The organism is Nocardioides sp. (assembly GCF_024509035.1).
GTDB lineage: Bacteria > Actinomycetota > Actinomycetes > Propionibacteriales > Nocardioidaceae > Nocardioides.
In genome coordinates, this window is sequence record NZ_JANINT010000337.1 from 3,156 (window position 1) to 20,806 (window position 17,651).

Genomic DNA, 17,651 nt, shown 5'->3' on the forward strand with positions numbered 1-17,651 from the left:
CGAGCACGTGGCGGGTCTCCCCGACGTAGGCCGCGATGATCTGCATCGACTGCGACACCGAGATGACCGGGAACCCGGTCTGGCGCGCGACCCGGTCGGCGGTGCGGTGGCGGGTGCCGGTCTCCTCCGAGGGGATCGTGTGGTCGGGCATCAGGTGCACGGCCGCTCGCAGGATGCGGGTGACGTCCTTGTCGACGATGATCGCGCCGTCCATCTTCGCCAGCTCGCGCAGCCCGGTCGCGGTGAAGGGGACGTCGAGGGTGAAGCCACCGGTCGCGATCGACTCGACGACCTTGTCGTGGCCCATGACGATCAGGGCGCCGGTGCGCCCGCGCAGGATCCGCTCCAGGCCGTCGCGCAAGGGGGTGCCGGGGGCGATGGTGGCGAGAGTCGCGCGCAGGCGCAGCGTCTCGTCCGAGCGATCCGTGGCCACCTCGACGGTCCTCCCTCTAGCGCGGCTCCGTCCGCCGCTGCGTTGAGTCTAGGGGAGCGTCTCAGAGACCCTCGACGGAACGCGGCTTCCCGTGCTCGGCGGTGACGAGCTGGAGCAGCCGCAGCGCCGAGTGGACGTCGGAGACGTCGAGCACCCGCATGCCGTCGACCGTCCACGACTCCGGCGAGCGGGCCGGCGGCCGGCCGGGCTCGGTCGGCACCACCGCGAGCTGGAAGCCGAGCCGGGCGGCCTCGGCCAGCCGCAGCGGCAGGTCGCGGACCCGGCGCAGCTCGCCGGAGAGGCCGATCTCGCCCATCGCGACCACCCCGCGCGGCGCGGGCACGCCCCGGCTGGCGGAGGTGAGCGCCACGGCGACGGCCAGGTCGCTGGCGGGCTCGACGATGCGGGCGCCGCCGACCGTGGAGGCGAACACGTCCTTGCTGTGCAGGTGGACCCCGCAGTGCTGCTGCAGCACGGCCATCACCATCGCGATGCGGCTGGAGTCGAGCCCGGAGGTCGTCCGTCGGGGCCGCTCCGCCGAGCTGTGGGTCACCAGCGCCTGCACCTCGGCGAGCAGCGGCCTCCGGCCCTCCATCGTGACGGCCACGCAGGTGCCCGGCACCTGGGCGTGGTGGCTCTCGACGAACAGCCCGGTCGGGTCGGTGACCGCGGTGATGCCGTCGGCGCCCAGGTCGAAGCAGCCGACCTCGTCGACCGGGCCGAACCGGTTCTTCATCGCCCGGACCATCCGGAACCGGGACTCGCGGTCGCCCTCGAAGTGCAGCACGACGTCGACGACGTGCTCGAGCACCCGCGGCCCCGCGATCGAGCCGTCCTTGGTGACGTGGCCGACGATGACCGTCGTGATGTTGCGGGTCTTGGCGACCCGGACCAGCGCGGCCGCGACCTCCTTGACCTGGGTCACGCCGCCGGGCACCCCGTCGATGCCGGAGGCGCCGATGGTCTGGATCGAGTCGACGACCAGGAGCGTGGGGCGGACCTGCTCGATGTGGGTGAGGACCGCGCCCAGGTCGGTCTCGGCGGCGAGGTAGAGCTCGTCGTGGACGCCCCCGGTGCGGTCGGCGCGCAGCCGCACCTGGGAGGCGGACTCCTCGCCGGTGACGTAGAGCGTGCGGCGCTGGTAGCGCGCGGTCTGGGCGGCGACCTCGAGCAGCAGGGTGCTCTTGCCGACGCCGGGCTCGCCGGCGAGCAGGATCGCGGCGCCGGGCACCAGCCCGCCGCCGAGGACCCGGTCGAGCTCGGGGACGCCGCTGGTGCGAAACCGCGAGTCCTCCACCGACACCTGGGCGATCGGGACCGCCGGCCGGGTCACGGGGCTGGCCGCGGTGCGGCCGGCGGGCGCGGCGGCCGCCTCGGCGACCGATCCCCACGCCTGGCACTCCCCGCAGCGGCCGACCCACTTGGCGGTCTCCCAGCCGCACTCGGAGCAGCGGAACCCGGGCGAGGACGACTTGGCCATGGCGCCAACCTAGGCGGCCGCGCCGACAGCCCGTCGTACGCCGCGCAGCCGGCTCGCGCCACGCGATGCCCGTCTCTGCGCGCGCAGCGGTGCCGGTCGCGGATATGCTCACCTTGGAACGATCAAGACGATCCCCGTCAGTCGAGGAGGTGGGGTTGTCCAGGACACCGGCCGGTACGGGGCGCGCGGCCCGGGTCCCGACGACCCCTCCGACGCTCGCGGACGTCGCCGAGCGCGCGGGCGTCTCGCGCCAGACCGTCTCGAACGCCGTCAACAACCCCGACCTGCTGCGCGCCGACACCCTGGCCCGCGTGCTGCGGGCCATCGACGACCTCGGCTACTCACCCAACCGAGCCGCCCGCAACCTGCGCACCCGTGCCTCCCACCTGATCGGGATGCGGATCAGCCCCGCCCAGGAGGGCACGGCCAACGCCACGATGGACCGCTTCGTGCACTCGCTGGTCGAGACCTCGCGCGAGGCCGGCTACCACGTGCTGCTCTTCGCCGGTGACGCCGACGACCCGCTCACCGGCTACGACGACCTGCTCCGCTCGACCGCGGTGGACGCCTTCGTCGTGACCGACACCTATCTCGGCAACCCGCAGGCCGCCTGGCTCGAGGAGCGGCGCGCGCCGTTCGTGGCGTTCGGGCGCCCGTGGGACAACCCCGCGGCCGAGCACCCCTGGGTCGACGTCGACGGCGCGGCCGGCACCGACCTGGCCACCTCCTACCTGCTCGACCGGGGCCACCAGCGGATCGCCTGGATCGGCTGGCGCAAGGACTCCTGGATCGGGGAGGACCGTCGCTCGGGATGGAGCCGTGCCCTCCACGCCCGCGGCCTGCCGACGACCGGCCTGGCCTCCCGCGTCGAGGACACCGTGAGCAGTGGCGCCGAGGCCAGCGCGGTGCTGCTCGACGAGGCGCACCCGACGGCGTTCGTCTGCGCCTCCGACACCCTCGCGATGGGCGTGCTGCGCACGCTCGGCGACCGCGGGCTGGTGCCCGGCCGCGACATCTCCGTGATCGGGTTCGACGACTCCCAGGTCGCCCAGGTCGTCTGGCCCGGGCTGAGCTCGGTACGTCAGCCCCTCGAGGACGCGGCCGTCGAGATCGTCACGGCGCTCGAGGGCCTGCTCGCCCACCCGCCCACCGTCGGCCCCGGCGTGATGCTCACCCCGACGCTCGCCCTCCGCGGGACCAGCTAGCGAGGCTAGAACCGCTTCCACCACAGGTTGACGGCGTAGTCGACCTCGGTGCCGGTGTGGCCCGCCAGCACCTCGTCGGCGACGTCGCGGGCGAACTCGATGCGGACGACGGCCTCGAGGTCCGCGCGCGAGCCGAACGACCACCGCATCTCCACCGGCACCCGGGTCCAGCCACGGCCCGACCAGAACCGTTCGACCGCGGTCGGGTCGACCTCGGGGTAGCCGCGGCGGAACCACGACCCGAACGTCGAGCGCGTCGGGTCGTTGTCGATGACGTACGCCGTGCCACCGCGGCGTACGACGCGATCGAGCTCGGCCAGGCCCGGCTCGCACCCGGGCCCGAAGAAGTAGGCCCACCGGGCGTGCACGACGTCGACCGAGGCGTCCGGCAGCGGCAGCGACTGGGCAGCGCCCTGGCGGACGGCGACGTTCTCGAGCCGCCGCGTGCGCCGCCGCGCCAGCGCGACCAGGTCGCCGTGCGGCTCGACGCCGATGACGCGGTCAGCGGTCTCGGCGAACCACGGAAGGTGGAACCCGGTGCCGCACCCGAGGTCGAGCACGGTGCGCCCGGCCCAGTCGTCGACCGCGAGCATCGCCGCAGCCAGCGCCCCGTCGGGGTCGACGGCGCGGTTCTCGATCTCGTAGGTCGCGGTGTGGTGCCAGATGTTCGGGCTCGGCCGAGCTCCGGGTGTGACGGGTTTCGACGCGCCCGTCACGACCTCGTGCCTCGGCCGTGGGGCTTGCTCAACCTGGTTCGCGACGGCACGCGCTCCGCGCGTGCCTGCTCCTTCACGGCGGCCACGGTCGGAGCCGTGCTCAGAGGCGGACGAGCCCGTTCGGGGTCTGGAACTGCACGGCGACGATGCCCGGCGTGCCGTTGGGAGCGGCCCAATCGACCTTGACGTCCTCGAGCGGCGCCTCGACGGTCTCGCCGAGCCACTCGCTGACCCGCAGCGGGTCGCCCGCGATCTCCAGGCAGGCCAGGGAGAACGCCGGGTCGGCGTCGGCGCTGGGGTGCAGCTCGGAGGGGGTGTCCCACTGGATGAAGAACGGCAGCTGGGGGTCGGCGATCAGGCCGTTGACGCCGATCTGCCTCCAGCGCAGCTCGGTGCCGTCGGGCCGGTGCCGGCTGCCGATGACGGCCTCGCGGCCGAGCCGCTGCTCGACGACCGTGATGTCCTTGACCGCGACGACCCAGCCGAGCCAGCCGCCGCCGAGGGCGGAGCGGGCGCGGACGGCCTGGCCGAACGGTGCCTTGTCGGAGGCGGGGTGGTCGAGGACCTCGACGATCTCGAGGTAGGTGCCGCCGGCGAGCGGCAGGATCATGTTGCGGGTGCCGAAACGAGGGTGGACACCACCGTCGACGAAGTCCTTGCCGAGCAGACCCCCGATGCGCTGGGCAGTGCTGGCGAGGCCATCAGGTCCGGCTGCGAAAGAGAGATGGTCCAGGCGCATGCCACGATTCTCGGCGTTCTCTCAGGAACGCCGGACGCCGGGGTCGGGTTCTCTTGATGTCGAGATGTCTAGAGCCCGTGGACCCTGGTGCTCCGAGCGCCGATGAGGCACGGGTCGGGACCGGTCGCGGTCAGTGCGGGTCGGTCCACTGATCGGCGGGGTGCAGCGCGAGCGCCGAGCGGGAGCGCACGTGCGCCTCGCAGTGGCGCACGAGCTCGTCGTACGCCGCCTTGCCCATCAGGGCGGTCAGCTCGGCCTCGTTGGTGACGTAGACGGGCTCGACGGCGACGTGCGCCTCGGTGTTGCCCGAGCAGTACCAGTCGAGGTCGTGCCCGCCCGGACCCCAGCCCCGCCGGTCGTACTCGCCGATCGACACCTCGGTGTAGGTCGAGCCGTCCTGCCGGGTGACCTCGCGGAAGGTGCGCCGGATCGGCAGCTGCCAGCAGACGTCGGGCTTGGTCTCGAGCGGGTTCTTCTCGAGCACGTAGGCCAGCGCGTGCAGCGCGCAGCCGGCCCCGCCGCCGCCCTTCGGCGGCGCGAAGTCGGGTCGGTTGTGGAAGATGCAGGCCTGCTGCCCGTCGACGACGATCGTGCGGGTCTTGCGCTCGCCGTCCTCGTCGAGCTCGATCCAGTCCTGCTTGCGGACCGTGCCGCCCGGGCGCTGCGGCTTGTGCTGCCACAGGTTCTCGTCGAGCATCTCGACGTACGCCGCCACCCGCTTCTCGTCGTCCTTGTCGGCGAAGTGCGCGCCGAGCGTGCAGCACCCGACGTCGGGTGCGTCGGCGTAGATCCCCTGGCAGCCCTGGCCGAAGATGCAGGTGTAGCTCGAGGTCAGCCAGGTGAGGTCGCAGCGCATCACCTCGGTCTCGTCGGCCGGGTTGACGAACTCCACGTAGGCGCGGGGGAAGACCAGGTCCACTTCGGGCACCCGCCAACCCTACGTGGCGGCGGGAGGGGCCCTTGTAACGTGGACGCATGCGCCTGGGCGTCCTCGACATCGGGTCCAACACCGGACACCTCCTCGTCGTCGACGCCCACGGCGGCGCCGCGCCGCTCCCGGCGTTCTCCTACAAGGAGCCGCTGCGCCTCGCCGAGCACCTCGACGACACCGGTGCGGTCTCCCGGCGCGGCATCGACGCCCTCGCGGCGTTCACCGCGCAGGCACTCGTGGTCGCCGAGGACAAGGGCTGTGAGGACATGCTCGCGTTCGCGACCTCAGCGGTGCGCGACGCGGTCAACTCCGACGCGGTCCTCGACCACGTGCACGACGCGACCGGGCTGCGGGTCTCGGTGCTCTCCGGCGAGGACGAGGCGCGGCTGACGTTCCTCGCCGTACGCCGCTGGTTCGGCTGGTCGGCCGGCCGGCTCGCGGTCTTCGACATCGGCGGCGGCTCGTTGGAGATCGCCGGCGGCGCCGACGAGTCGCCCGACGTCGCCTGGTCGCTGCCGATCGGCGCGGGCCGGCTCGCGCGCCAGTTCTTCGGGAGCGGTGCCCCGGACGACGAGGCGATCCGCGGCCTGCGCAAGCAGATCCGCGCGGAGATCGCCCGCGACGCCGGCCACCTGCTGCGCGCCGGCGCCCCCGACCGGGCGGCCGCGACGTCCAAGACGTTCCGCTCCCTGGCGCGCATCTGCGGCGCCGCACCCTCGGCCGAGGGGCCGCTGGTGCCGCGCACGCTCGAGCGCGAGTCCCTGCGGCAGTGGATCCCCAAGCTGGTGGCGATGACCCCCGACGCTCTGGCCGGGCTGCCCGGCGTCTCGCCGAGCCGGACGCACCAGATCGTCCCGGGCGCCCTCGTGGCGGAGGCCGCCATGGACATCTTCGACCTCGAGGCGCTCGAGATCTGCCCGTGGGCGCTGCGCGAGGGCGTGATCCTCGAACGGCTCGACCAGCTCAGCGTGCTGGGCTGACGGTGGTCGGCTAGCGATGGCGCCCCGCATCGGACTCTCGACGGTCTCGGTCTACCCCGAGTCCTCCGCGCACGCCTTCGCGTACGCCGCCTCGCTGGGCTACGACACCATCGAGGTGATGGTCGGCATCGACGCGCTCAGCCAGCAGACCTCGGCCATCCAGCAGCTCTCGCGCCACCACGGCGTGCCGGTGTCGGCGGTCCACGCGCCGTGCCTGCTGTTCACCCAGCGCGTCTGGGGGACCGAGCCCTGGGGCAAGCTCGAGCGCTCCGCCGAGATGGCCGCGGCGCTCGGCGCGGAGGTGGTCGTCGTGCACCCGCCGTTCCGCTGGCAGAAGACCTACGCGCGCGACTTCGTCGACGGCATCGCCGCCCTCGAGGAGTCCAGCGGCATCGCGTTCGCGGTCGAGAACATGTATCCCTGGCGGGCCTCCAGTCGCGGCATGGAGATGTACCTGCCCGGCTGGGACCCCTCGGACGAGCCCTACGCCAACACGACCATCGACCTCTCGCACGCGGCGATCGCCCGCTCCGACCCGATCGCGATGGCCGAACGCCTCGGCGCCCGGCTGCGCCACATCCACCTGACCGACGGGACCGGCTCGGCCAAGGACGAGCACCTCGTGCCGGGCCGCGGGTCGATCGGTGCTGAGGCCTTCCTCCGCCACCTGGCCGGCGCCGGGTTCGGCGGCGAGATCGTCGTGGAGATCAACACCCGCAAGTGCCGCGACACCGCCGACCGCGAGACCGACCTGCGCGAGTCGCTGGAGTTCGCCCGCGCGCACTCGGTCGTGGGCGCCCCGTGACGCAGGCGACCCCGCGCCGGGGCCGGCGGCCCGGCGCGCCGGACACCCGCGCGGCCATCCTCGCCGCTGCCCGCGAGCTCTTCGCCGCGCAGGGGTACGCCGGCACGTCGGTGCGCTCGATCGGTGCCGCGGCCGGGGTGGACGGCTCGCTCGTCCACCACTACTTCGGCACCAAGGACGACCTGTTCCTCGCCGCGCTCGAGCTGCCGGTCGACCCGCGGGAGATGCTCGCCGACGTGGTCGCCCTCGGACCGGACGGGGCGGGGGAGCGGATGCTCCGCGTCTTCCTCGCCGTGTGGGACGACCCCGAGCTGCGGCTGCCGCTGCTGGGCCTGGCCCGCAACATGCTCGAACCCTCCGGGCACCGCCTCCTCACCGAGGGCTTCCTGCCCGCGATCCTGCAGCCGATCGGCGTGGCGCTGGGGGTCGACCGTCCCGAGGTGCGGATGCCGCTGCTCGCGACCCAGGTCGTCGGCCTGATCCTGATGCGCTACCTGCTCGAGGTCGACCCGATCGCGTCGATGCCGGCCGAGGACGTCGTGGCGGTCTTCGCCCCGACGATCCAGCGCTACCTCACCGGTCCGCTGCCGTAAGCGGTGCCGGCCCGGTCGGAATCCCCGGTGGACCGGGGAAACCTCCGCTTGTCACCCGTTGCAACGGCCGACAAGCGAAAGAACTCCCTGACGAGCAGGGCCTTTCGGCCTTGCCGACCGGCGCCTCGGCGAGCACAATTCAACACATGGTGAATAACGCGGTGGAGGTGCGTGACCTCCACGTGGTGCGCGGCAGGCACACCGTCCTGGAGCACCTCGACCTCTCGATCGGCGGCGGGGTCACCGGGCTCCTGGGCCCGTCGGGGTGTGGCAAGTCCACGCTGATGCGCTGCCTGGTGGGCGTCCAGCAGGTCACCGGCGGCACCGTGACCGTCTTCGGCGAGCCGGCCGGCAGTGCGCCGCTGCGGGCGCGGGTGGGCTACGTGACCCAGGCCGTCAGCGTCTACAACGACCTGACCCTGGCCGAGAACCTGCGCTTCTTCGCCCGGGTGCTGGGCGTCGGGCGCGAGGCCGTGGACCGTGCGGTCGAGGCCGTCGACCTCGTCGACTTCCGCGACGACGTCGTCGGTCGGCTCAGCGGCGGACAGCAGTCGCGCGCGAGTCTCGCGGTCGCGCTGCTCGGCACGCCGGATCTCCTGGTCCTCGACGAGCCGACCGTCGGCCTCGACCCGGTGCTCCGCGAGGACCTCTGGCAGCTCTTCCACCGGCTCGCCGACTCGGGCGTGGCGGTCTTCGTCTCCAGCCACGTCATGGACGAGGCCGAGCGCTGCGACCGGCTGCTGCTGATGCGCGAGGGCCGGATCCTCGCCGACGGCACGCCTGCCGAGATCAAGGACCGCGCGGGAGTCGACGACGTCGAGGCGGCGTTCCTCGCCCTCGTCCGGAAGGACGCAGCATGAGCCTCTCCATCACGATGGCCGTCACCCGTCGCGTGCTGACCCAGCTGCGCCGCGACCGCCGTACGCTCGCGATGCTGCTCGTGCTGCCGTGCCTGCTGATCACCCTGCTGTGGTGGATCTACGACGACGCCAACCCGATGCTGTTCGACCGCATCGGCCCCGCGCTGCTGGCGATCTTCCCGGTCATCGTGATGTTCCTGGTCACGAGCGTCACCACCCTGCGCGAGCGGTCCAGCGGCACTCTCGAACGCCTGCTGGCGATGCCGATGGGCAAGCTCGACTTCCTCGTCGGCTACGCGATCGCTTTCGGGCTGGTCGCCGCCCTCCAGTCCGTGCTCGCCGTCGCCGTGGCCGTCGGCCTCCTCGACCTGGAGGTCTCGGGACCGCTCTGGCTGCTGACGACCGTCGCCGTCGTCGACGCGGTCCTGGGCAGTGCCCTGGGCCTGTTCGTCTCGGCGTTCGCCCAGACCGAGTTCCAGGCCGTGCAGTTCATGCCGGCGCTGGTGATCCCCCAGCTCCTGCTGTGCGGCCTGCTCGTCCCCCGCGACCAGCTGCCCCGCGCCCTCGAGCTGGTGAGCGACGCCCTCCCGCTGTCGTACGCCGTCGACGCCATGCAGCACCTCACCTCCAGCTCCGCGACCGGGCCGGTGTGGCGAGACATCGCGGTGGTCGCGGCGTTCGCGGCCGCCGGCCTCGCGATCGGCGCCGCGACCCTGCGACGGCGCACGCCGTGAACCGAGCGCCGTGAGCGCGTCGGGCCATCGGTCCCGGGCCGTGCGCCCTGGGTCCGTCGACGCCGGATTCGGGTCGTAGCCTGGGGGACATGTCGCTCCTCCGTCAGCCGCTCCTCCTCCTCTCGCGCAGCTCGCTGGTGAAGGGAGCCGTCAGCACGATGCCGGTCTCCGCCGGCATCGTGCGCAGCTACGTCCCCGGAGAGAGCACGGAGTCCGCGGTGAGCGCCACCGCGTCCCTGAGCGACGACGGCCTGCGCGTGACGCTCGACTTCCTCGGCGAGGACACCACCGACGCGGCCCAGGCCGACGCCACGACCGCCGCCTACCTCGACCTCCTGCAGCAGCTCTCGGCCCGGGGCCTGACCCGGCACGCCGAGGTCTCGGTCAAGCTCAGCGCCGTGGGCCAGTTCCTGCCCGAGAACGGCCACAAGATCGCTCTCGAGAACGCCCGGACGATCTGCCGGGCCGCCCGCAACGCCGGCACCACGGTGACCCTCGACATGGAGGACCACACCACCACGGACTCGACGTTGATGATCCTGCGCGAGCTGCGCAAGGACTTCCCCGAGACGGGGGCGGTCCTGCAGGCCGCGCTGCACCGCACCGAGTCCGACTGCCGCGCGCTGGCCTACGAGGGCTCCCGGGTGCGGCTGTGCAAGGGCGCCTACCTCGAGCCCGAGTCCGTCGCGTTCCAGGACAAGCTCGACATCGACAAGTCCTACGTGCGCTGCCTCAAGGTGCTGCTCGCCGGCGAGGGCTACCCGATGATCGCGACCCACGACCCGCGGATGGTCGAGATCGCCTCGTCGCTGGCCAGCCGCTTCGGGCGGGCCGCGGGCAGCTATGAGTTCCAGATGCTCTACGGCATCCGCCCCGAGGAGCAGCGCCGGCTGGTCGCCCAGGGTGAGAACGTGCGCGTCTACGTCCCCTACGGCACCGAGTGGTACGGCTACCTCATGAGAAGGCTCGCCGAGCGTCCGCAGAACCTGACATTCTTCCTGCGGTCCTTGATCTCGAAGAAGTGACACCCGGAAGGCGGCTGACACCGTGACGCAGACTGCGATCCTCGGCGCCGGGGTGATGGGCGAGACCCTGCTCTCCGGTCTCGTCCGTGCCGGCCGCCGCGTCGACAACCTCCTGGTCGGCGAGAAGCGTCCGGACCGGGCCCACGAGCTCGAGGAGCGGTACGGCGTCGCCGTGGTCGGCAACGTCGAGGCGGCCGGCAAGGCCGACACGCTCGCGCTCGTCGTCAAGCCCCAGGACATGGGCGACCTGCTCGACGAGATCGCCGGCGTGCTGCGCCCCGGCCAGCTCGTGGTCTCGCTCGCCGCCGGCATCACCACGGCGTTCATCGAGGCCCGCGTGCCCGAGGGCGTCGCCGTGGTCCGCGTCATGCCCAACACCCCGGCGCTCGTCGACGAGGGCATGGCCGCGATCTCGCCGGGCTCGCACTGCAGCGAGGAGCACCTCGCCGAGGCCGAGGCGCTGATGGCCTCGGTCGGCAAGGTGCTCCGGATCCCCGAGCGGCAGCAGGACGCGGTCACCGCGATCTCCGGCTCCGGTCCGGCGTACATCTTCTTCGTCGTCGAGTCGATGATCGAGGCGGGCGTCCACCTCGGCCTGCCCCGCGCGACCGCCACCGACCTGGTCATCCAGACGGTCGTCGGCTCCGCCAAGATGCTCCGCGAGACCGGCACCCACCCGGCCGTGCTGCGCGAGCAGGTCACCTCCCCGGCCGGCACCACCGCCGCCGCGCTGCGCGAGCTCGAGATCCACAAGGTCCGCGCCGCGTTCCTCGCCGCGATGGAGGCCGCCCGGGATCGCTCGCGCGCGCTCGCCGAGGGCAGCTGACCGGGACTCTCACAGGCCCATCGCCGCCTGGGCGGCGGCGAGCACCGGCGCCGTGACCTCGCGGCAGCGCGCGGCGCCCACGTCGTAGACGCTCGCGACGTACGCCGGGTCCGAGGCGAGGTCCGCGTAGCGCTTCTGCAACGGCTCCAGCTGGGCGACCACAGCGTCGGTGACCGCCTTCTTGAGCGCGCCGTAGGTCGTGATGCCGTCCGCCGAGCCGCCGCAGGCGGCGAGGATCTCCAGCAGGTTGGTGACGCCGGGCTTGGCCGGGTCGCGGCGGACCGCGTCCTCGCCGGTGTCGGAGTCGGTGACGGCGCGTGCGACCTTGCGGCGTACGACGTCGGGCGGGTCGAGCAGCCGCAGCACCCCCGGCCCGTCACCGGACTTGCCCATCTTGCGGGTCGGCTCGTCGAGCCGCATGACACGCGCACCGGCCGCCGGGAGGCTGATCTCGGGGACGGTGAACACGGGACCGTAGGTGCCGTTGAAACGGATCGCCAGGTCGCGGGCGAGCTCGACGTGCTGGCGCTGGTCGGCGCCCACCGGCACCCGCTGCGGCCGGTAGAGCAGGATGTCGGCCGCCATCAGCGCCGGATAGGTGTAGAGGGATGCCCGCGTCGACGGCTGGTCTCGAGCCTTCTCCTTGAACTGGATCATCCGGCCCAGCTCGCCGGTCGTGGCGGTGCACTCCAGCAGGTAGGCGAGCTGGGCGTGCGCCGGCACCCGGCTCTGCACGAACAGCGTCGCGGAGTCGAGACCCGCCGCGAGCAGCAGGGTGGCGGTCTCCTGGGTGAGCGCGCGCAGGCGGGCGGGGTCGTGCGCCGTGGTCATCGCGTGCAGGTCCGCGATGCCGTAGAAGCAGGTGCTCCCGTCCTGGCCGGCGGCCATCGGGCGCAGTGCGCCCAGCAGGTTGCCGAGCGTGAGGTGCCCGCTGGGGGTGAGGAGGGAGAGGTGGCGATCCATGGGTGCTCCTGGGGTGAGGGCCCACGGGTCGGAAATGACGAACGCACCGCCCGTGGGCGGTGCGTGAGGTGAAGTGGGTGTGCTTCAGTCGCGGTCCGCCGTCAGGCGGGCCACCACTGGGTGGGACGACACGGTGTCTCAGGACACTGTGTGGAACGGAACGTCAGCACGGAGCCAGACTACCGGTAGCGTCCGTCACATGCAGGAGTGCGCGGGACCGGCGACCGTCGTCTTCGACCCCACCCTCACCGACTACGACTTCGGCCCGACGCACCCCATGTCGCCGCTGCGGGTCGACCTCACGATGCGGCTGGCCGACGAGCTCGGCGTCCTGAGGTCGCTGCGCCGCGTGGACGCCCCGGTCGCGAGCGACGACGTGATCGCGACGGTCCATCGGCGCTCGCTCATCGAGGCGGTCGAGCGCGCCGGCACCACGCCCGGCATCCTCGACGAGGCGCACGGCCTGGGCACCGACGACAATCCCACCTTCCCCGGCATGCACCACGCGGCGGCGCACATCGTCGGCGCGACCGTCGAGGCCGCACGCCAGGTGTGGACCGGCGAGTCGCTGCACGCGGTCAACATCAGCGGCGGCCTCCACCACGCGATGCCCGACCGGGCGAGCGGCTTCTGCATCTACAACGACGTCGCCATCGGCATCCAGCACCTGCTCGACAGCGGCGCACAGCGCGTGGCCTACGTCGACGTCGACGTCCACCACGGCGACGGCGTCGAGAAGATCTTCTGGGACGACCCGCGGGTGCTGACGATCTCGTTGCACGAGACCGGGCAGATGCTGTTCCCCGGCACGGGCTTCCCGACCGACCTGGGCGGGCCCGACGCCCGCGGCATGGCGGTCAACGTCGCCCTCCCGCCCGGCACCGGTGACGGCGGGTGGCTGCGCGCCTACCACGCGATCGTGCCGCCGCTCGTGCGCGAGTTCGCCCCCGACGTGCTCGTCACCCAGCACGGCTGCGACTCGCACATCGAGGACCCGCTCGCGCACATGATGCTCTCGGTCGACGGCCAGCGCGCCGCGTACCTCGCCCTCCACGAGCTCGCGCACGAGGTCAGCGACGGCAAGTGGCTCGCCACCGGCGGGGGCGGGTACGCCGTCGTCGAGGTCGTGCCGCGCGCCTGGACCCACCTCCTGGCGATCGTGGGTGGCCACCCGCTCGACCCGGCGACCCCGACGCCGCAGGGGTGGCGCGACCACGTGCAGACCCTCCTCGACCAGGTGGCACCGCACCGGATGACCGACGGCCGCACCCCGGCCTACCGCGACTGGATCGACGGCTACGACCCCGAGACCTGGCTCGACCGGTCGATCCACTCCACGCGGATGGAGGTCTTCCCGCTGCACGGCCTCGACCCGTTCCCGTGACGGAGGGCGGACCAGACAGCTGAGGCGATGCAAGCCGACACGCCGTCACCTCGCGAGCTACTTTGGTGAACCCCTTCCCCATGAGTCACATCAGGCTCTATTCTCACCGTGCGCGACGCGTGCACTCACCGGTGGGGAAGCCGGTGGCGCGTCAGACAGAAAGATCGGTGCACGATGGCTACCACCCCTGGGGACTCCTCGACGTCGAAGTTCCTCACCGTCGCCGAGGTCGCGGCGATGATGCGCGTCTCGAAGATGACCGTCTACCGCCTCGTCCACAACGGCGAGCTTCCCGCCGTCCGCGTCGGCCGCTCCTTCCGCGTGTTGGAGAAGGACGTCGACGAGTACCTGCGCAAGAGCTTCTACAGCGCCGGCTGAGCAGGCTCTGGCACGGCGACGGCCGGGCCGCCTGCGACGGAGGTCACGCATCCCGGATTTCCGCGGCCGATTCTGCCTGTGCGGACCCGGCGGCTAGGCTAGGCCGGTCCTCCGGGCGAATCTCGGCGGACGCACCGGCTGTTGAAAGGTATCCCGTGGGTTCTGTCATCAAGAAGCGGCGCAAGCGCATGGCCAAGAAGAAGCACCGCAAGCTGCTGAAGAAGACGCGCGTGCAGCGGCGCAAGCTCGGCAAGTAAGCCCCGAGCGCGATCGCTTCTCGCCGCATGGGCAGCGCCGGCAGGGTCGTCCTGGTCACCGGGGTCTCACGCGACCTCGGCCGTCGCTTCGCGCGCGCGGTGGCCGCCGACCCGTCGGTCGAACGGGTCGTCGGTGTCGACGCCGTACCGCCCCGCGGTGACATCGGCGACGTCTCCTTCGTCCGGGCCGACATCCGCAACCCGGTCATCGCGAAGGTCATCGTCAAGGAGGACGTCGACACCGTCGTCCACATGAGCCTCATCTCCACCCCCGGCAGCGCCGGGGGGCGGAACACGATGAAGGAGCTCAACGTCATCGGGACGATGCAGCTGCTCGCGGCGTGCCAGAAGGCACCCGGGCTCCGGGCGCTGGTCGTGAAGTCCTCGACGACGGTCTACGGCGCGAGCCCGCGCGACCCCGCCATGTTCACCGAGGACATGGAGCCGCGACGCGCGCCACGGGCCGGCTACGCCAAGGACGTCATCGAGATCGAGGGCTACGTGCGCGGCTTCGCGCGCCGTCGCCCCGACGTGCGCGTCACGACGCTGCGCGCGGCCAACGTGATCGGCCCGGAGGTCACCAGCCCGCTGACCTCCTACTTCCGCCTGCCGGTGATCCCGACCGTGATCGGTCACGACCCCCGCCTGCAGTTCCTCCACGAGCACGACCTGCTCGAGGTGCTGCGGCACGCGATCGCCGCGGAGGTGGCCGGCACCTTCAACGTCGCCGGTGACGGGGTCCTCATGCTCTCCCAGGCCGTACGACGACTCCAGCGGCCCGCCGTCCCGCTCCCGTCGTTCGCGGTCGGCCGCGTCGGCACGACCCTGCGCTCGGCGCGGGTGGCCGACTTCTCGCCCGAGCAGCTCGGGCTGCTGACCTACGGCCGCGGCGTCGACACGGTGCGCATGCGCACCGAGCTCGGGTTCGAGCCGACATACACGACCGCGGAGGCCTTCGCCGACTTCGCTGCGCCGCTGCCGCCCACGGGCGGGTACGCCGACCGGCTGCTGAGCCGGGTCGCCCAGAGCCTGCCCGAAGCCGGCGCGCCGGCCGCAGCGGTCGCCGACGGGCCGGAGCCGACCTACGCGCGAGGAGTCGACCGTGGGTGACGCGGAGATCATCCCCATCGGCACCCGCGGCCGTCCCGGCCGCGGCACCGGCAAGCAGCCGTCCTCGGCCGCGCGCGGCCTGGCCCCGGGCGCCCGGTCGGCGTCGGCCAAGCCCGCCCCCCGGTCCTCGGCCGGGTCGACGGCCGGGTCGACAGCCGGGTCCGCGGGCACGGCGGCGGCCAAGCGCTCCGCGCAGCGCCCGGCCCACGACGAACCCCAGGCGACCGCGCAGGTGCCTGTCGAGCACCCCGTCGAGCCCCCCGTCGATCGTCCTGCCGCCACGACCCGCGACCGGGCGCCGATGAGCGGCATCCCGGCCTCCGACTGGCTCGCGGCGATCCAGCACGGGGCGCGCGAGGTCTTCGGCGAGCAGTGGGAGCCGCAACTCGCGAGCTTCCTCGCGTTCCTGCGGCGGCGGGTGACCGGCGACTACCTCGTCGACGAGTACGGCTTCGACCAGGAGGTCACCGAGCGCTTCTTGATGGCCACGCTGCGGCCGATCGCCGAGAAGTGGTTCCGCATCGAGGTGCGCGGCGTCGAGAACATCCCCACCGAGGGTGGCGCCCTGGTCGTCTCCAACCACTCCGGCACCATCCCCGTCGACGGGCTGATGACGCTGGTGTCCATCCACGACCACACCGGCCGCTTCCTGCGCCCGCTCGGCGCCGACCTCGTCTTCCGGCTCCCGTTCGTGAGCTCGCTGGCCCGCAAGAGCGGCGCCACGCTGGCCTGTGCCGAGGACGCCGAGCGGATGCTCACCTCCGGCGAGCTGGTCGGGGTCTGGCCCGAGGGGTTCAAGGGCATCGGCAAGCCCTACAGCGAGCGCTACAAGCTCCAGCGCTTCGGGCGCGGGGGGTTCGTGGCCGCGGCGCTGCGCACGGGGGTGCCGATCATCCCGCTGTCGGTGGTCGGCGCCGAGGAGATCTACCCGCTGGTCGGCAACGTCCCGTCCCTGGCGCGACTGCTGGGCCTGCCGTACCTCCCGATCACGCCGTTCTTCCCCGCGCTCGGGCCGCTCGGGCTGGTGCCGCTGCCCTCGAAGTGGCTGCTGGAGTTCGGCGAGCCGATCCGCACCGACGAGCTCGACGTGGGCGCCGCCGACGACCCGATGCTGGTCTTCAACGTCACCGACCAGGTCCGCGAGACCATCCAGCAGACGCTCTACACGCTGCTGATGCAGCGGGAGTCGGTCTTCAAGTAGGGGTGCGCTCGACGCCGCTCGCCTGCCCACCGGGTCTCGACCCGGCGGTCGCGACCTCGTTCCTCGGTCGCGCGCCTTGCTCGACCACCATCACGGGGTCCGCTGGCGCGTCCCCCGTCAGGGCGTCTTCGGCTGCAACGGGTCGGTGAGGCCCTCCACGACGCCCTCGAGGATGCCGGTGACGCCCTTGACGACGTCGGTGACCACCGGGATCGAGGGGGCGCCGGTGGGCGAGCCACCGGTGAGGCCGCCCGTGAGCCCGTCGGTGAGGTCCTGCAGCGGGTTGGAGCCGCCGCTGGTGGACGTGCCGCCAGAAGGCAGGCCGCCGCCGGGGTTGATGCTGCCGGGGCCCACGTCCTCGGGGTCGACCTGGGGGAGCGAGGTGTCGCCGCCACGCTTGCCGCCGTGCTTGCCGCCGCGGTGCGTGCGCTCGGCCTGGGCGGGATCGCTCGGCGGGGGCTGCGGCACGTTGATCGTCTCGCCGGCGGCGAGTACCGGCGGGATCGAGTCGATGCCGAGACCGCCGCAGTCGGGGCAGCGCAGGGCCGCCTCGGTGTCGATGGTGGTGAGCACCCCGGCCGCGCGGATCAGCTCGTCGCGGGCGTCGGCCGGCACCAGCGGCTCGAGCGCCGCCAGCTGGCCGAGGCTCGTCGAGGCGAAGTCGCGCAGGCGGGCGATCGAGGAGGCCGAGCCACTGTGGGCATAGTCGGCCAGCAGCAGGTCGGAGGCCTGGGTGGCCTGGTCGGTGAAGGCGTTCAGCGTCTCGGCGATGCGCGCCGCGTCGCCGAGGCCATCCTGGCGGGCCAGCGCGTCGACCTCGTCGAGTCGGTCGGAGGCGCTGGCGAGCATCGTCGAGCCCTTGCTCCCCTCGCCCACGCTCAGGCCGGTGTGCGCCTGCTCGATCGCGCGCTTGATCGGGTACAGCGAGTCGCCGGGCAGGGCCGACTGGGAGGCGACCGCAAGCGAGGTGGTGGCTCCCACGATCGCGAGGCTGCCGACGATCGCGGCGACGCGCCGCTCCCGGGTCGGTC

20 protein-coding genes are annotated in these 17,651 nt (G+C 72.6%); 13 read left to right on the plus strand and 7 right to left on the minus strand.

Translation table 11 applies throughout. The annotated features are described in order from the left end of the window. A partial coding sequence (gene disA / locus Q0L15_RS20745) for a DNA integrity scanning diadenylate cyclase DisA (RefSeq protein ID WP_296606591.1) occupies positions 1-433 on the minus strand: 433 nt, incomplete at its 3' end. A gap of 61 nt (positions 434-494) precedes the next feature. Next, on the minus strand, positions 495-1,913 hold the full coding sequence (radA, locus tag Q0L15_RS20750; protein ID WP_296606593.1) for a DNA repair protein RadA: 1,419 nt from the start codon (positions 1,911-1,913) through the stop codon (positions 495-497). A 155-nt stretch (positions 1,914-2,068) separates the two neighbouring features. On the opposite strand from radA, the gene Q0L15_RS20755 reads away from it, so the two are divergent. Continuing rightward, complete coding sequence (locus Q0L15_RS20755) at positions 2,069-3,118, plus strand: LacI family DNA-binding transcriptional regulator (protein WP_296606595.1); 1,050 nt, start codon at positions 2,069-2,071, stop codon at positions 3,116-3,118. Positions 3,119-3,123: 5 nt separating this feature from the next. On the opposite strand, the gene Q0L15_RS20760 is transcribed toward Q0L15_RS20755, so the two are convergent. The 3 genes from Q0L15_RS20760 to Q0L15_RS20770 form a co-directional block, all read right to left on the minus strand. After that, the gene (locus tag Q0L15_RS20760) at positions 3,124-3,834 is read right to left on the minus strand and encodes a class I SAM-dependent methyltransferase (protein ID WP_296606597.1); all 711 of its coding nucleotides are present in this window, start codon (positions 3,832-3,834) and stop codon (positions 3,124-3,126) included. A gap of 100 nt (positions 3,835-3,934) precedes the next feature. Beyond that, a complete protein-coding gene (locus tag Q0L15_RS20765) occupies positions 3,935-4,573 on the minus strand; it encodes a VOC family protein (RefSeq protein ID WP_296606598.1) in 639 nt (212 codons plus the stop codon). Positions 4,574-4,703: 130 nt separating this feature from the next. Continuing rightward, positions 4,704-5,501, minus strand: a complete 798-nt coding sequence (locus tag Q0L15_RS20770; protein ID WP_296606600.1) for a hypothetical protein — start codon at positions 5,499-5,501, stop codon at positions 4,704-4,706. A gap of 47 nt (positions 5,502-5,548) precedes the next feature. Here Q0L15_RS20770 and Q0L15_RS20775 point away from each other — a divergent pair, with 47 nt between their 5' ends. The 7 genes from Q0L15_RS20775 (at position 5,549) to proC (ending at position 11,327) form a co-directional block, all read left to right on the plus strand. Beyond that, on the plus strand, positions 5,549-6,484 hold the full coding sequence (locus Q0L15_RS20775; protein WP_296606601.1) for a Ppx/GppA phosphatase family protein: 936 nt from the start codon (positions 5,549-5,551) through the stop codon (positions 6,482-6,484). Positions 6,485-6,500: 16 nt separating this feature from the next. After that, positions 6,501-7,289: a sugar phosphate isomerase/epimerase gene (locus tag Q0L15_RS20780; RefSeq protein ID WP_296606602.1), complete on the plus strand. Its 789-nt coding sequence runs from the start codon at positions 6,501-6,503 to the stop codon at positions 7,287-7,289. Further along, entirely contained in the window at positions 7,286-7,882 is a 597-nt protein-coding gene (locus Q0L15_RS20785; protein WP_296606604.1) for a TetR family transcriptional regulator, read from the plus strand. The genes Q0L15_RS20780 and Q0L15_RS20785 overlap by 4 nt, the downstream gene beginning before the upstream one ends. Positions 7,883-8,028: 146 nt before the next feature. Then, positions 8,029-8,742, plus strand: a complete 714-nt coding sequence (locus tag Q0L15_RS20790; RefSeq protein ID WP_296606605.1) for an ABC transporter ATP-binding protein — start codon at positions 8,029-8,031, stop codon at positions 8,740-8,742. Next, entirely contained in the window at positions 8,739-9,476 is a 738-nt protein-coding gene (locus Q0L15_RS20795; protein WP_296606607.1) for an ABC transporter permease, read from the plus strand. The genes Q0L15_RS20790 and Q0L15_RS20795 overlap by 4 nt, the downstream gene beginning before the upstream one ends. Before the next feature lie 89 nt (positions 9,477-9,565). After that, the gene (locus Q0L15_RS20800) at positions 9,566-10,501 is read left to right on the plus strand and encodes a proline dehydrogenase family protein (protein ID WP_296606608.1); all 936 of its coding nucleotides are present in this window, start codon (positions 9,566-9,568) and stop codon (positions 10,499-10,501) included. 22 nt (positions 10,502-10,523) lie between these two features. Further along, positions 10,524-11,327, plus strand: coding sequence for a pyrroline-5-carboxylate reductase (gene proC / locus Q0L15_RS20805; protein WP_296606610.1), 804 nt, complete (start codon positions 10,524-10,526; stop codon positions 11,325-11,327). A gap of 9 nt (positions 11,328-11,336) precedes the next feature. On the opposite strand, the gene trpS is transcribed toward proC, so the two are convergent. Then, a complete protein-coding gene (gene trpS, locus Q0L15_RS20810) occupies positions 11,337-12,290 on the minus strand; it encodes a tryptophan--tRNA ligase (RefSeq protein WP_296606611.1) in 954 nt (317 codons plus the stop codon). Positions 12,291-12,489: 199 nt separating this feature from the next. Between trpS and Q0L15_RS20815 the strand changes: the two genes are divergently transcribed. From Q0L15_RS20815 to Q0L15_RS20835, 5 genes are all read left to right on the plus strand, one after another. After that, complete coding sequence (locus Q0L15_RS20815; RefSeq protein WP_296606612.1) at positions 12,490-13,674, plus strand: acetoin utilization protein AcuC; 1,185 nt, start codon at positions 12,490-12,492, stop codon at positions 13,672-13,674. A 174-nt stretch (positions 13,675-13,848) separates the two neighbouring features. Continuing rightward, the gene (locus Q0L15_RS20820; RefSeq protein ID WP_296606614.1) at positions 13,849-14,052 is read left to right on the plus strand and encodes a helix-turn-helix domain-containing protein; all 204 of its coding nucleotides are present in this window, start codon (positions 13,849-13,851) and stop codon (positions 14,050-14,052) included. 155 nt (positions 14,053-14,207) lie between these two features. Further along, positions 14,208-14,309, plus strand: a complete 102-nt coding sequence (locus Q0L15_RS20825) for an AURKAIP1/COX24 domain-containing protein (RefSeq protein WP_008356322.1) — start codon at positions 14,208-14,210, stop codon at positions 14,307-14,309. A 27-nt stretch (positions 14,310-14,336) separates the two neighbouring features. After that, entirely contained in the window at positions 14,337-15,419 is a 1,083-nt protein-coding gene (locus Q0L15_RS20830; RefSeq protein WP_296606616.1) for an NAD-dependent epimerase/dehydratase family protein, read from the plus strand. After that, entirely contained in the window at positions 15,412-16,620 is a 1,209-nt protein-coding gene (locus Q0L15_RS20835; RefSeq protein WP_296606617.1) for a lysophospholipid acyltransferase family protein, read from the plus strand. Before Q0L15_RS20830 ends, Q0L15_RS20835 begins: the two co-directional genes overlap by 8 nt. A gap of 117 nt (positions 16,621-16,737) precedes the next feature. Here the strand turns inward: Q0L15_RS20835 and Q0L15_RS20840 are convergent. Then, positions 16,738-17,651: DUF5667 domain-containing protein (locus Q0L15_RS20840; RefSeq protein ID WP_296606619.1), on the minus strand; the 914-nt coding region annotated here is incomplete at its 5' end.

Coding starts and splice junctions, on each gene's coding strand:
- Q0L15_RS20765 (WP_296606598.1), bottom strand. CDS start 4,573: ATGCGCCTGGACCATCTCTCTTTCGCAGCCGGACCTGATGGCCTCGCC.
- Q0L15_RS20800 (WP_296606608.1), top strand. CDS start 9,566: ATGTCGCTCCTCCGTCAGCCGCTCCTCCTCCTCTCGCGCAGCTCGCTG.
- radA (WP_296606593.1), bottom strand. CDS start 1,913: ATGGCCAAGTCGTCCTCGCCCGGGTTCCGCTGCTCCGAGTGCGGCTGG.
- Q0L15_RS20775 (WP_296606601.1), top strand. CDS start 5,549: ATGCGCCTGGGCGTCCTCGACATCGGGTCCAACACCGGACACCTCCTC.
- Q0L15_RS20815 (WP_296606612.1), top strand. CDS start 12,490: ATGCAGGAGTGCGCGGGACCGGCGACCGTCGTCTTCGACCCCACCCTC.
- Q0L15_RS20820 (WP_296606614.1), top strand. CDS start 13,849: ATGGCTACCACCCCTGGGGACTCCTCGACGTCGAAGTTCCTCACCGTC.
- Q0L15_RS20780 (WP_296606602.1), top strand. CDS start 6,501: ATGGCGCCCCGCATCGGACTCTCGACGGTCTCGGTCTACCCCGAGTCC.
- Q0L15_RS20790 (WP_296606605.1), top strand. CDS start 8,029: ATGGTGAATAACGCGGTGGAGGTGCGTGACCTCCACGTGGTGCGCGGC.
- trpS (WP_296606611.1), bottom strand. CDS start 12,290: ATGGATCGCCACCTCTCCCTCCTCACCCCCAGCGGGCACCTCACGCTC.
- Q0L15_RS20795 (WP_296606607.1), top strand. CDS start 8,739: ATGAGCCTCTCCATCACGATGGCCGTCACCCGTCGCGTGCTGACCCAG.
- Q0L15_RS20830 (WP_296606616.1), top strand. CDS start 14,337: ATGGGCAGCGCCGGCAGGGTCGTCCTGGTCACCGGGGTCTCACGCGAC.